Here is a 12,888-nt window from a genome sequence, read left to right as displayed (position 1 = left end):
CGGTCACAATGCAAAGCTCCGGCCCGCGCCGGAGCACGGAAAACTCAGCTCAACGCGCTATAAATCAACGTCTTCAACTCGCGCCGGATCGGGTAAACATTGCTCGGGCTCATCTGCGTCATGAACACCATCGACAGTTGCTCGACCGGATCGACGAAGAAGGCGGTTGAGAACATGCCGCCCCAATAATATTCGCCAACCGAACCGGGGATCATCGATCGCGCGACATCGATATTGACCGCGAAGCCCAGCCCGAAGCCGGTGCCCGCATTCGCCGCTTCACTGAACAACGATTTCGACATGGCGGCGAGATCCGATCCGCCCGGTAGATGGTTCATCGTCATAAGTTCGATCGTCTTGCGCCCGACAATCCGCGCGCCGTCGAGTTCGCCGCCGTTCAACAGCATCGTGCAAAAGCGGTGGTAATCGAGCGCGGTCGAAACCAGCCCACCGCCGCCGGACACCAGCTTAGGCATCCGGCTCCAAGCGCTTGCCTCACCGCGGTCGTACATGATGCGCCCCTTTCCGGGCACGAAGGTGTAGCAATCGGTCAGGCGGTCGATCTTGTCCTGGGGCACCGCGAAAAAGGTGTCGTCCATCTTGAGCGGGGCGAAGATTCGCGTGCGGAAGAAGTCGGCGAGCGGCAGGCCGGATACCCGCTCGACCACGGCACCCAGTACGTCGGTCGCGACCGAATAATTCCACGCCTCGCCCGGCGAAAATTCGAGCGGCAACTGACCTAGCGCAGCGATGAACTCGTTCAGGTCCAGCCCACCGTGCCAATTCTCGATCTTGCCCTCGCGGTAGGCGGCATCGATGTTCGAGCGATTCTGGAAGCCATAGGTCAGGCCCGCGGTGTGGCGGAGCAGATCGACCATGCGCATCGGTTCGGTCGTCGGCTTGGTCTGGAACGGCACACCGCCACCGCCGCCATTATAGACACCGAGTCCTTTGAATTCAGGCAGCACGTGGTGGACCGGCGTATCGACCGCGACCTTGCCCTCCTCTACCAGCATCATGAAGGCGATCGAGGTGATCGGCTTGGTCATGCTGGCGATGCGGAACAGCGACGTCTCATTGATGCTTGCGCCACCCTCGCGCGCCGCGCCTTGTGATGAGAAATGCGCGATTTCGCCAGCCTGCGCGATCAGCAATTGGCAATTGGGCAGCTTGCCCGAATCGAGATAGCGTTCCTTGAGAAACGTATCGATCGCGGCAAGGCGGGCGGTGTCGAATCGTCCGGTGACGGGCAGGTTCACGGTCATGTCGGTTTCCATACCCCTAATTCGAAAGCGCGCCCACCCTATTGCCTTGAGTGGCGCTCGAATCAACACTAACCTTGCGAAATTCGATCGACGCGGCAAACCCGAGTTTCAACTGCTGCGCGCGCCGGCACAAAGGAGAGCATCTTCGTGAATACCGAACCGCTTGTCGCGCTCGACCCCACCTGGCCCAAAATGACCTTGGCCGAGACGCAGGCGGCATTGACCGTTGCCGGTGGCAAGTTCGAGATCGAGACGGTCGACATTGGCGGCGTGCCGACGCGCGTGTGGAAGCATGCACCGCCGTCGCTGCCCGCGCTGATCGCGATGTCGCGCGCGCATGGCGAGCGCGAATTCATCGTCTATGAGGATGAACGCGTCACCTATGCTGCGCATTTCCGCGCGGTGGCGACACTCGCGCACGCGTTGATCGGCATGGGGATCGCCAAGGGCGACCGCGTCGGCCTGGCGATGCGCAATTTGCCCGAATGGCCGGTGATTTTCTTCGCCGCCGCCAGCATCGGGGCAATCGTCGTCCCGTTGAACGCGTGGTGGACTTCGGGCGAACTGGAATATGGTATCGACGATTCGGGCTGCCGCATCCTGTTCGTCGATGACGAGCGATACCAGCGGCTGTCGGCGGACAATCCCGCGCTGCCGGCACTGGAAAAGATGATTGTCGCGCGCGCCTCTGGCCCGCTCGATCCGCGCGCGATGCGGCTCGAGGATCTGATCGGCACGCCACACGGTTATGCAACGCTGCCTGAGACTGAGCTGCCGCCGGTTGAGTTGCTGCCCGATGACGATGCCACGATTTTCTACACCAGCGGCACGACCGGCAACCCCAAAGGGGCGCTCGGGACGCATCGCAACCTGACCACCAATATCCTGACCTCGGCCTATTCGGGCGCGCGGTCGTATTTGCGGCGCGGCGAGGCGATCCCCGATCCGACTCCCAAGACCTTCCTCACCGTCATCCCGATGTTCCACGTTACGGCGTGCAGCGCGACGATGATGATGACGATCGCGGCCGGCAATACGATCGTCTTCCTGCGTAAATGGGACGTGGTTCGCGCGATGGAACTGATCGAGCGTGAGAAAGTGCATGTCACCGGCGGCGTGCCGACGATAGCGTGGCAAATTCTGGAGCATCCCGATCGCGCACGTTACGATCTGTCCTCGCTCGAGGCGATCGCTTATGGCGGCGCGCCTTCGGCACCCGAATTGGTGCGGCGCATCTTCACCGAATTCGGCGCGCTCCCGTCCAACGGCTGGGGCATGACCGAGACGATGGCGACCGTCACCGGGCATGGCGGCGAGGATTATCTCGCTCGGCCAACCAGCGCCGGGCCGCCCGCGCCGGTCGCCGATCTGAAAATCATGGACGAGGAAGGCGAGACCGAATTGGCGATCGGCGACGTCGGCGAGCTGTGGGCGCGCGGGCCGATGGTCGTGAAGGGTTATTGGAACAAGCCCGAAGCGACCGCTGCGACCTTCGTCGACGGTTGGGTGCGGACCGGCGATCTGGCCAAGCTCGACGAGGAGGGCTTCGTCTACATTGTCGATCGCGCCAAGGACATGATCATCCGCGGCGGCGAGAACATCTATTCGTCCGAGGTCGAGAATGTGCTGTACGCACATCCCGCCGTCACCGATTGTGCGCTGATCGGTATCCCGCATCGCACGCTGGGAGAAGAGCCCGCCGCCGTCGTCCACCTCGCGCCCGGAATGGAGGCGAGCGAAGCGGAATTGCAGGCTTGGGTAAAGGCCCGCCTCGCGATCTTCAAGACGCCGGTTGCGATCCGCTTCGTGCATGAGACGCTACCCCGGAACGCCAATGGCAAGATCCTGAAGAAGGATCTGAAGGCGCTGTTCGAGGATCGAATCGCCGCCTGAGGCACGCAGGTGTAGCGCTTAGCCGTGGTGGGTGGTGCCTGGGTCGTCGGTGGCAGTGCCGCCGATTCCGCCGCCGCCCATACCGCTACCGCTACCGCCACCGCCACCGCCGCCGCCACCTTTGCCGCCTGTTTGCCGCGAGTCGCCATCGCTTCTTCCGCGACCGCCGGACCCGGATGGCCGGGTCGGGCCCTGGCGCGGGATCGACAGGTCTGCGGGGATGCGGGCGAGGCCGAGTGCCTGCCGGATAAACGCGCGTAGCGACACCACGAGTTGATCGATGTGAACCGGCTGACCCGCGACGAGCTCGCGCGCGGCGCGCTCCGAAAGGCGGACATGCTCTTCGGTGCCGAGCAGGATCACGTCGGATAAAGCGGCCTCGACCGCATCCCGGGTTCGCCGGGCGCGATCCGACCCTGCTTCTGCGGGGGAATCACCTGGCGGCATTTCGGCGCGGTCGGTGGCGCGACGCAGATCGCGCAAATGGGTCGGATCCACCGCCAGATTGCCGGTGAACGATCCGCCGAGCGTCTTGTACGCGGCGATCAGAACGCGCAGGCGTTCATTGATTTGGCGATTCTCGCGCTCGCGGCGCTGCTGGAGCGTGTACATCGCCACCAGGCGGATCCCGACCCCGACGAGCGTGATGAGTGCAAGACCGAGCATGGTCGAGACGACAGCCTGCCACGAACTGAAATCGACGCTACGCATGTCAGCTTTGTAGGTCAGTTGCGGACGGAGTCACGTATTCGGTCGGGCGATTGCACTCTCCACCGCCACTTTCCACCCCGTCAGGCGCGCGTTGCGGGTTTCTGCGGCCATTGTTGGCTCGAACGTCTCGACTGCGCCGCGCATGACGCTGGCCTCGGCGAGGTCGGCGAAGAGGCCGCAGCCGATCCCGGCCAGCATGCCCGCCCCCAACGCGGTGGTCTCCGCGAATTTTGGCCGCTCGACGCTGACGCCAAGCATGTCGGCCATGTCCTGCGCCATCCAGTCGTTTGCAACCATGCCGCCGTCGATTCGAACCGTCGCCCAATCGACGCCATCGGCGGCAAAGGCGGTCTTCAGATCATGCGCCTGATGCGCCATCGCCTCCAGCGCGGCGCGGACGATGTGTGCCTTGCCGGTCGAGAAGCTGAGGCCCGAGATCGCACCGCGCGCGTCGGGCTCCCACCACGGTGCGCCGAGCCCGGACAAAGCGGGCACGAAGTAGACGCCGCCATTATCGGGCACGCTGCGCGCGAGCGCTTCGGTTTCAGCCGCTGTGCCGATCAGCGCCACTTCGTCGCGCAGCCATTTGATCAGGCTACCCGCGACGAACACCGAACCTTCGAGCGCATAGGAGCGCCGCCCGCCAAGCTGCCAGACGATCGTCGATAGCAAGCGATTGCGCGAGGTCGGCGGCGTCGGCCCGGCCTGGCTCAGCACGAATGCGCCGGTGCCGAAGGTGGCCTTGGTTTCGCCGACCGCGAGGCAGGATTGGCCGATCGTCGCGGCTTGCTGGTCACCGGCGATGCCGCAGATCGGGATCGCGGCACCGAACAAAGTGGTCTCGCCGAATTGCCCGGCGCAATCGACGATCTCGGGCAAGGCCGCGCGGGGTACGGCGAAGAGATCGATCAACCCGTCGTCCCATTGGCCGCTGCCGATCGCCATCAGCGCGGTACGGCTGGCGTTGGTCGCGTCGGTGATGTGCAGGCCGCCCCGGTTTTCGTTGGCGGTCAGTTTCCAGATTAGCCAGCTTTCGACCGTCCCCACGGCCAGCCGCTTGCCGGCTGCCTTGACCGCGGGCCAATGCTCCATTGCCCAGCCAATCTTGCTCCCGGAGAAATAGGGGTCGAGCAGCAGGCCGGTCTTGGCCTGGACGACGCTTTCGTGACCCGCCTCTTTCAGCGCGCGGCATGTCGCGGCGGTGCGGCGGTCCTGCCAGACGATCGCGGGTGCGAGCGGTTCGCCGGTCTCGCGGTCCCAAAACACCACCGTCTCGCGCTGATTGGTAATGCCGATCGCGGCGATCCGCTCGGCACCGCCCGCTTCGTCGATCACGGCGCGCGTCACGGCAAGCGTCTTCTCCCAGATTTCGCTGGCATCATGCTCGACTCGGCCGGGCTCGGGATAATGTTGGGTCAACTCCTCCGCGCGCGTGGAGAGGCACGTCCCGTCGGGGCGGAACAGCATGGCGCGGGTCGAGGTGGTGCCCTCGTCGATGACCAGGATGAGATCGGACATGGCATCCTCGCTAGCGCCGTTTGCGCCGCGTGGGAATGCCGCTAGAGTCTTGGGATGGCAGACCTGGATGACAGCAAGAGCGGCGCTTTCGAATTGCCGACGGTGGAGGCGGCCGAGGACGCCGACGAGCCGCGGGTTGCGCTAAGGCGAGATCGCTTGCTGGCGGCGCTGACGCTGATCGCGGGGGCGGGGCTGGCGCTGGCAGTGCCGTTCGCGCTGAAGGCCGGGGCCGAATTTTTCCTGCCGACCACGGCAGCGCTGGTGATCGCGGTGGCGTTGGTGCCGATCCTAGAATGGCTGGAGCGGCGGCGCGTGCCCTCCGCGCTTGCGGCTCTCACGTGCGTCCTGCTGTTCCTCGTCGCGGCGAACGTCGCGCTGGCGGCGATCATCGTGCCGGCGACCGAATTCTTCCGGCGTCTGCCCGAACGAATCGACCGCATCCAAATGAACATCGCGCCGCTAATCGACCTGTATCAAAGCTTCCAGAAATATCTCAACCGCACTGTTCAGCATCTCGCCGCGACCGGCCCGATCAAGGCCCCCGCAACGACCGCCGTGACCCCGCCGAGTTCGATTCTCGAGCTTGCGGCAAGCTTCGCGCCGTCGGTCATCGTGCAAGTGTTCTTTGGCGTGCTGATCGTGTTCTTCTTTCTTTCCGGCTGGACCCGGCTGCGCAAGAAGACGATCACCAGCCGGGCGAGCTTTGGCGGCGCGATGGCGACCGCGCGGGTGATTCAGGACGTGGTGGACGATACCTCGGCCTATCTGGGCACGATCACGGTGATCAACCTGTCGCTCGGCCTGCTGATCTCCGGGCTGCTCTGGGTGATGGGGATGCCGTTTCCATTGATGTGGGGCGGGATCGTCGCGTTGCTCAATTATGTGCCCTATTTCGGGCCGATCGCGGCGGCTATGTTGCTCGCGCTGGGCGGCCTCATGACGTTTCAGGACATTTGGGTCGCGCTGATTCCCGCCTTTGCGATGATCGGCTGTCATTTGATCGAAGCGAATGCGATCACGCCGTTGATCGTCGGGCACCGGCTGACGATCAACCCGATCATGATTCTCGTGTCGATCAGCTTCTGGTCATGGGTGTGGGGCACGGCGGGCACGCTGCTGGCGGTGCCTTTGCTGATTATTTTGCAAACCATCATCGGCGCAGCAGGCAAGCCCGATATCGCCGGATTCCTGTTCGAACACGGCACATTGACGACGCGCGGCAAAGGTCGTTTCGACACTTCTTCGGAAGAACGTGAAACCGGTGGTTGACAGGGTAGGGCGGCTCGCATAGTTGGCCCGCCTGCCGCTTTACAAGCGGGTGTAGCTCAGTTGGTTAGAGCGCCGGCCTGTCACGCCGGAGGTCGCGGGTTCGAGCCCCGTCACTCGCGCCAAAGCGCAGCAAGCACGAAATTTGCGAAGCAAATTACGAGACTTGCACGGTCGGCCGGCGGGGCCAATGACCCGGTGGACGGCGCGGCTTTGCCGCGACGCTCTCTAGGCGAAAATCACCAACGCCCGGTCTCCATCCACGCCAGCATCCGCCTGAGCGGCAGCACCCAAATCCACGCGATGCCTGCGACCAAATAAAACACCGCCTGCAGCAGCGGGTGCAGTTGCCCGACCGGACCCGACAGGCTGGCGGCCAGAACGCACCAGACAGTGATCAGCGCGAGGATGCCAAGCATGCCCACGGGTTTGCGCCAACTTGGGGTCATAAAGCGGTGATCCATCCTGATTCGGTAATGACGGCGTCGAGCGGCATATCCCACGGATCGACCGGGAGCCCATCGACGCATTGTACGTTCCAGGCGACGCCGATCCGGCGGGCGTTCGGGAACTCGGCAAAGGCGCGGTCGTAATAGCCAGCACCCTGGCCGAGTCGGTCGAGCTTCGAATCGAACGCGAGCAAGGGCGTGAGGATGATGTCGGGGACGAGCGCTGCGGCGTCCGCTGCTGGCTGCTGGAGGCCGAACGGGCCGGCAACCAGCGCCGCCTCGGTCGCCCAGGAAAGGAAGCGCATCGGTTCGGCGCGAATCGTGACGTGGGGCAGGGCGATGACGCAGCCCGCCTCGACCGCAGCGCGCGCGAGCCGCGACGGGTCTGCTTCGCTCCCAACGGGCACGTAGGACGCGACGGTGAGCCCGGCCTTCAGCAATGCGTGATATTCTGGTGGCGCTTCGAGCGCTGGCGGCCTTCCGGCCACGAACGCGTCGCGGGAGGCGCGAATTTGCGACCGTAATTGGACTTTGTCGATGCTCACAGACGCGCGTCGCGGCAAAGCCGCGCCGTCGAAGCTCGGCTGAAGCCGAGCCCGGCCGCGCTTGTGCGTCTCGGCGACAGCTCCGCTGTCGTCGTGCGCGCGGCGCGGGTGGCGGGACCGCCGTGACCGTTGGCCGGGTTATCCACTGACGCACGGTACGTCAGGTGGGGACCATGTGCTTCGGACCAAGATCCTAACAGGGACAGCCCCCTATGGATGATGAATAGCCTCAGGGATAATAAAGGCGCGTATCGGGCAGTGCCCGCCGTTCATAGATATAGGCGCGTTCCCGCTATTGCTCAAGGGATGCTGCGAGCGATTCGAGCCGGTCCGCGATGCGGGCCAGGACGACCTCGTCCTTCGCGGCTGCTGGGCGACGGTCTGCCTCTTCGAGTTCGTCGGCGAGCATCAGCGCGACGAACAACATCGTGCGCTCGCCATTGAGCCCGCCCGACGCGCGTGCGGCGGTCGCCCAATGCGCATCGAGCATCGTGCCGAGACGACGCACCTGATTCTCCTGCCCATCGGGGCAGGCGACGGTATGCCGGCGGTCGCCAATGGTGAGCGTTACGTCTGCCATCAATTTTGCTCGCGTTCGATGATCGCATCCAGCGCGGCAATAGCCTCCGCCATACGGCGGCGCAGCGTTTCATGACGTTCGATCAGTCTTGCGCGGCTGGTGTCGCGCTGCGCTGCGGCGGCCTCGATCCGGGCAAGCGCCCGGTCGATCCGGTCGAGCGCGGTCGGGGGGGGTGCCTCTGCCATGCGCAGCAGATAGCATGCCGCGACGCCTCCACAAGGCGCATTTGTGACGGTGATGTGGCAAGCCGGGCGCGTCGCGCGACGGTTGACGTGCGCGCCCGTCGCCCGCAAAGACGCGCGCATTGCAGGACTCGGATGCCGCAATGCGCCGCCGGGCCGATCCGTTTTCAAGGAGCTATAGCGATGACGATCAAGGTTGCGATCAACGGTTTCGGGCGCATTGGCCGTCTTGTCGCGCGTGCGATTCTCGAGCGGAGCGACAGCGGGCTCGATCTGGTCGCAATCAACGATCTTGCCGATGCGAAGTCCAACGCGTGGCTGTTCAGCCGCGATTCGGTGCATGGCAAATATCCCGGCAAGGTTTCGGCCGAGGGCAATGATCTGGTCGTCGACGGCAAGCGCATCCGCGTCACCGCCGAGCGCGATCCCGCCAATTTGCCGCACGGCGAACTGGGCGTGGATATCGTGCTTGAATGCACCGGCTTCTTCACCGACCGCGAAAGCTGTCAGAAGCATCTCGATGCCGGTGCCAAGAAGGTGCTGATCTCGGCGCCCGGCAAGAATGTCGATCTGACGGTCGTGTTCGGCGTCAATAACGACAAGCTGACCGCCGAGCACACGATCGTGTCGAACGCGTCGTGCACCACCAACTGCCTGGCCCCCGTCGCCAAGGTGCTCAACGATGCGATCGGGATCGAACGCGGCCTGATGACCACCGTGCACGCCTATACCAACGACCAGAAGATCCTCGACCAGATCCACCCCGATCTGCGCCGTGCGCGCGCCGCTGGTATGTCGATGATCCCGACCACCACCGGTGCCGCGCGCGCGGTTGGCGAAGTGCTGCCGGAATTGAAGGGTAAACTCGACGGCTCGGCGATCCGCGTGCCGACCCCCGACGTGTCGCTGATCGACCTGACCTTCACGCCCAAGCGCGACACCACGCGGGACGAGGTTAACGCGATCCTGAAGGCCGCGTCCGAGAGCGGCCCGCTGGTCGGCATCCTCGACTGGTCGGATGAGCCGCTGGTCTCGATCGATCTGATGCACACCTCGGCCTCATCGACGGTCGACAGCCTCGAAACCGCGGTGCTCGACGGTAAGCTCGTGCGCGTGGTCAGCTGGTATGACAATGAATGGGGTTTCTCGAACCGCATGATCGATACCGCTGCCGCGATGGGCAAGTTCCTCTGAGCGGATTGCTCGCCGGAATCGCGCGTCACGCGCGGCCGAAGGGGCCGATGGAGACGCTCGACCATGTCGAGGTGAGCGTCGAACGCGGCCTGAGCGGCGATTTTCGTGGCGTGGTGAAGCCCGGCGGCAAGGGGCGACGGCAAGTCACGCTGGTCGAGACGGGCGACTGGGCCGCCGCGATGGCGGAGACCGGGCATAGCATCCCGTGGTTCGAACGGCGTGCGAACTTGCTGGTCGAAGGGCTTGATCTGCCGCAGATTGCCGGGACCAAGCTGCGCATCGGCGATACGGTCGTGCTGCAGATCACGCGTGAGACCGATCCGTGCGAACGGATGGAAGCGCTTGCCCCCGGCCTGCGCGCTGCGCTGCTGGTCGATTGGCGCGGCGGGGCGTGTTCACGCGTATTGGCTGGCGGGATCATCCGCGTCGGTGACACTGTAAGGGTGGAAGAATGACGAGAGCTTTCAAGACGCTCGACGATATCGGCGACGTGCGCGGCAAGCGCGTGCTGGTGCGCGAGGATCTGAACGTGCCGATGCAGGACGGCGTGGTGAGCGACGATACGCGGTTCCGCGCGACCGTACCGACCGTGACCGAACTCGCCGACAATGGCGCCATCGTGCTGATCCTCGCGCATTTCGGGCGACCCAAAGGCCCGAGCGCTGAGTTGTCACTCAGCCAGATCGTCGAGCCCTATGCTGGGGTGCTCGGTCGACCAGTGCATTATGTCGACTGGGAAGGCGACGTCGCAGCCGTCGCGGCGCTCGCCCCCGGCGATATTGCGGTGCTTGAAAACACCCGCTTCTTCGGCGGCGAGGAAAAGAATGACCCCGCGACCGTGGCGCGCTTCGCCGCGCTCGGCGATCTCTACGTAAACGACGCTTTTTCGGCGGCGCATCGCGCCCACGCCTCGACCGAGGGGCTGGCGCATGTGCTCCCGGCCTTTGCCGGGCGGGCGATGCAGGCCGAGCTGGATGCGCTCGACAAGGCGCTGGGAAATCCCGAACATCCGGTCGCAGCAGTGGTCGGCGGCGCGAAGGTCTCGACCAAGCTCGACGTGCTGCAGCATCTCGTCAGCCGGGTCGATCACTTGATTATCGGCGGCGGGATGGCGAACACCTTCCTCGCGGCGCGCGGTGTCGATGTCGGCAAGTCTTTGTGCGAGCATGACCTGACCAGCACGGCCGAGGAAATCTTCGCCGCCGCCGAGCGCGCCAATTGCACGATCCATTTGCCCTATGATGTCGTAGTGGCAACGGAATTCCGCGCCAATCCGCCGGTGCGCACGGTCAACGTCCACGAAGTCGCCGCCGACGAGATGATCCTCGACATCGGCCCCGCCGCGACCGAGGCTCTGGCCGATGTGCTCAAGACTTGCCGGACTTTGGTGTGGAACGGCCCGCTCGGCGCGTTCGAGACGCCGCCGTTCGACACGGCGACCGTCGCGCTGGCGCGGACGGCTGCGGCACTGACCAAGAGCGGTTCGCTCGTTTCGGTCGCGGGCGGCGGCGATACCGTTGCCGCGCTCAACCAGGCGGGCGCGGCAGAGGATTTCACCTTCGTCTCAACCGCAGGCGGCGCGTTCCTGGAGTGGATGGAGGGCAAGGACTTGCCCGGTGTCGCGGCGTTGCGGCAGGGGTAAGAGATCTTGGCGACTGACGGAGGCGATACCTCCGTCAGGATGTCGGCGCGGGGGCCGGTTCGAGTAGCAGCGGCACCAACTCCTTGTTGAGCGCATCCAGATCGAACGCTGCCGCCTTGGCGTAGCGGATGCGGCCCGCGCGATCGATGATGTAGTTGGTCGGCACGCCGCCCAGCGACCCGTAGTTTCCTTTCAACTTGCGGATCGCTGGGATCTTCATGACCGCGAACAGCTTCTTGAGCTGATACAGTTGGAGCGAATCTTCGGTCGTGATTGCGAAAACGCGTAGCCCGCGGTCGCGCTGGATCTCATAATAGCGATCGAGCAACGGAAGCTCGGCCCGGCATGGCACACACCACGTCGCCCAGAAATTGAGCACCACCACTTGCCCGCGCAGACCGGCCGAGGAAATTTTGGTGCCGTCCATCAGCGTGAGTTCGAACGGTGGGGCCACCGCGCCAACCTTGGCCGGTCCGCTCGCCCCCAGCAGCAGCGGCGCGGCAAGACACAATCCCGCGCCCGCAACTATTCTTTTCGCGGAATTCAATGAAATGCGCATCGTTCGCCCCCGCATGATGTCGCGTCGCAGACTGACGCGCGGGGTCACCGAGGTCAACCGTTGCCCCGCGCGGCGCGCCCGGCTAACAGCCGCGGCAACATTCGTATGCAGGACGCCAAACGGCGCGCAGATATTTGAGGGACATTCGATGCTCGACCAGGACATGATGGCCAAGATCGCGACCGGCAACGGCTTTATCGCAGCACTCGACCAGAGCGGTGGATCGACCCCCAAGGCGCTTGCCGGCTACGGCATCGATGGCGGCTGGGCGTCGGACGAGGAGATGTTCGCGCTGATCCACGACATGCGCAGCCGGATCATCACCGCGCCGAGCTTCAGCGGCGACAAGGTGATCGGCGCGATCCTGTTCGAACGCACGATGGACGGGCTGGTCGACGGCAAGCCCGCGCCGCAGGCGCTGCGCGACCGCGGTGTCATACCCTTCCTCAAGATCGACAAGGGCCTGGAGAATGAGGCCGACGGCGTGCAGTTGATGAATCCAATGCCGGGACTCGACGCCTTGCTAGCGCGTGCGAAGGCGCTCGGTGTGTTCGGCACCAAGGAACGCTCGGTCGTTAACCTGGCCAACCGTGCGGGCATCGCCGCGATTGTCGCGCAGCAGTTCGAGATTGCCACGCAGGTGCTGGCCGGCGGGCTGATGCCGATCCTCGAGCCAGAAGTGAACATCAAAAGCGCCGAGCGCGCTCAGGCCGACCAGATCCTGCTTGAGGAAATTCTCAAGGCGCTTGATGCAATGACCGGCGACGACAAAGTCATGCTGAAAGTTTCGATCCCCGCGACCGCGAACCTGTTCGCGCCGCTGGTCGATCACCCGCGCGTGCTGCGCGTCGTCGCACTGTCGGGCGGGTTCAGCCGGAGCGAGGCGTGCGCCGAACTGGCTAAAAACCGGGGCATGATCGCTAGCTTCAGCCGCGCGTTGTTGTCCGATCTGCGCCACCAGATGAGCGATGCCGAGTTCGACGCTGCGCTGGGAGCCGCGATAGACGAGATTTACACGGCATCGACGGACAAGACGGCGGGCTGATCCCTGCGCAGACTTTCGCTGCGCGCGATCTGCGGTTAG

At 64.5% G+C, this 12,888-nt stretch carries 14 protein-coding genes and 1 tRNA gene; 7 read left to right on the top strand and 8 right to left on the bottom strand.

All coding sequences use genetic code 11. From position 1 onward, the window contains the following. Positions 1-44 precede the first annotated feature (44 nt). Complete coding sequence (locus HMP06_RS06515) at positions 45-1,277, bottom strand: serine hydrolase domain-containing protein (RefSeq protein WP_176496358.1); 1,233 nt, start codon at positions 1,275-1,277, stop codon at positions 45-47. A 180-nt stretch (positions 1,278-1,457) separates the two neighbouring features. On the opposite strand from HMP06_RS06515, the gene HMP06_RS06510 reads away from it, so the two are divergent. Then, positions 1,458-3,158, top strand: a complete 1,701-nt coding sequence (locus tag HMP06_RS06510; protein WP_176498398.1) for a class I adenylate-forming enzyme family protein — start codon at positions 1,458-1,460, stop codon at positions 3,156-3,158. A gap of 18 nt (positions 3,159-3,176) precedes the next feature. Here HMP06_RS06510 and HMP06_RS06505 read toward each other — a convergent pair whose 3' ends face one another. Together HMP06_RS06505 and HMP06_RS06500 are read right to left on the bottom strand one after the other, a co-directional pair. Beyond that, complete coding sequence (locus tag HMP06_RS06505) at positions 3,177-3,869, bottom strand: hypothetical protein (protein WP_176496357.1); 693 nt, start codon at positions 3,867-3,869, stop codon at positions 3,177-3,179. 30 nt (positions 3,870-3,899) lie between these two features. After that, entirely contained in the window at positions 3,900-5,387 is a 1,488-nt protein-coding gene (locus tag HMP06_RS06500) for an FGGY family carbohydrate kinase (RefSeq protein WP_176496356.1), read from the bottom strand. Positions 5,388-5,441: 54 nt separating this feature from the next. Between HMP06_RS06500 and HMP06_RS06495 the strand changes: the two genes are divergently transcribed. Both HMP06_RS06495 and HMP06_RS06490 read left to right on the top strand, forming a co-directional pair. Then, entirely contained in the window at positions 5,442-6,656 is a 1,215-nt protein-coding gene (locus HMP06_RS06495) for an AI-2E family transporter (protein ID WP_176496355.1), read from the top strand. A gap of 45 nt (positions 6,657-6,701) precedes the next feature. Further along, positions 6,702-6,778, top strand: a tRNA-Asp gene (locus HMP06_RS06490). Positions 6,779-6,892: 114 nt separating this feature from the next. Here the strand turns inward: HMP06_RS06490 and HMP06_RS06485 are convergent. From HMP06_RS06485 to HMP06_RS06470, 4 genes are all read right to left on the bottom strand, one after another. After that, a complete protein-coding gene (locus HMP06_RS06485) occupies positions 6,893-7,102 on the bottom strand; it encodes a DUF2842 domain-containing protein (RefSeq protein WP_176496354.1) in 210 nt (69 codons plus the stop codon). Further along, complete coding sequence (locus HMP06_RS06480) at positions 7,099-7,647, bottom strand: 5-formyltetrahydrofolate cyclo-ligase (RefSeq protein ID WP_232089888.1); 549 nt, start codon at positions 7,645-7,647, stop codon at positions 7,099-7,101. The genes HMP06_RS06485 and HMP06_RS06480 overlap by 4 nt, the downstream gene beginning before the upstream one ends. Positions 7,648-7,939: 292 nt before the next feature. Beyond that, on the bottom strand, positions 7,940-8,227 hold the full coding sequence (locus HMP06_RS06475; RefSeq protein ID WP_176496352.1) for a cell division protein ZapA: 288 nt from the start codon (positions 8,225-8,227) through the stop codon (positions 7,940-7,942). Beyond that, positions 8,227-8,412: a hypothetical protein gene (locus HMP06_RS06470; protein WP_176496351.1), complete on the bottom strand. Its 186-nt coding sequence runs from the start codon at positions 8,410-8,412 to the stop codon at positions 8,227-8,229. The genes HMP06_RS06475 and HMP06_RS06470 overlap by 1 nt, the downstream gene beginning before the upstream one ends. A 180-nt stretch (positions 8,413-8,592) precedes the next feature. Between HMP06_RS06470 and gap the strand changes: the two genes are divergently transcribed. From gap to HMP06_RS06455, 3 genes are read left to right on the top strand one after another with little or no spacing between them, the layout of a single operon-like run. Continuing rightward, complete coding sequence (gap, locus tag HMP06_RS06465; RefSeq protein WP_176496350.1) at positions 8,593-9,603, top strand: type I glyceraldehyde-3-phosphate dehydrogenase; 1,011 nt, start codon at positions 8,593-8,595, stop codon at positions 9,601-9,603. A gap of 47 nt (positions 9,604-9,650) precedes the next feature. Next, the gene (locus tag HMP06_RS06460) at positions 9,651-10,058 is read left to right on the top strand and encodes an MOSC domain-containing protein (protein WP_176496349.1); all 408 of its coding nucleotides are present in this window, start codon (positions 9,651-9,653) and stop codon (positions 10,056-10,058) included. Further along, the gene (locus HMP06_RS06455; protein WP_176496348.1) at positions 10,055-11,245 is read left to right on the top strand and encodes a phosphoglycerate kinase; all 1,191 of its coding nucleotides are present in this window, start codon (positions 10,055-10,057) and stop codon (positions 11,243-11,245) included. Before HMP06_RS06460 ends, HMP06_RS06455 begins: the two co-directional genes overlap by 4 nt. Before the next feature lie 34 nt (positions 11,246-11,279). Here the strand turns inward: HMP06_RS06455 and HMP06_RS06450 are convergent, their stop codons facing one another. After that, entirely contained in the window at positions 11,280-11,804 is a 525-nt protein-coding gene (locus HMP06_RS06450) for a TlpA family protein disulfide reductase (protein ID WP_232089887.1), read from the bottom strand. 148 nt (positions 11,805-11,952) lie between these two features. On the opposite strand from HMP06_RS06450, the gene HMP06_RS06445 reads away from it, so the two are divergent. Beyond that, positions 11,953-12,849, top strand: a complete 897-nt coding sequence (locus tag HMP06_RS06445) for a fructose bisphosphate aldolase (RefSeq protein ID WP_176496347.1) — start codon at positions 11,953-11,955, stop codon at positions 12,847-12,849. The last annotated feature ends 39 nt before the right edge of the window (positions 12,850-12,888 follow it).

Source organism: Sphingomonas sp. HMP6 (genome assembly GCF_013374095.1).
Lineage (GTDB): Bacteria > Pseudomonadota > Alphaproteobacteria > Sphingomonadales > Sphingomonadaceae > Sphingomonas.
The sequence above is the reverse complement of the archived record's forward strand: the minus strand, read 5'-3'. Positions and strand labels throughout refer to the sequence as shown.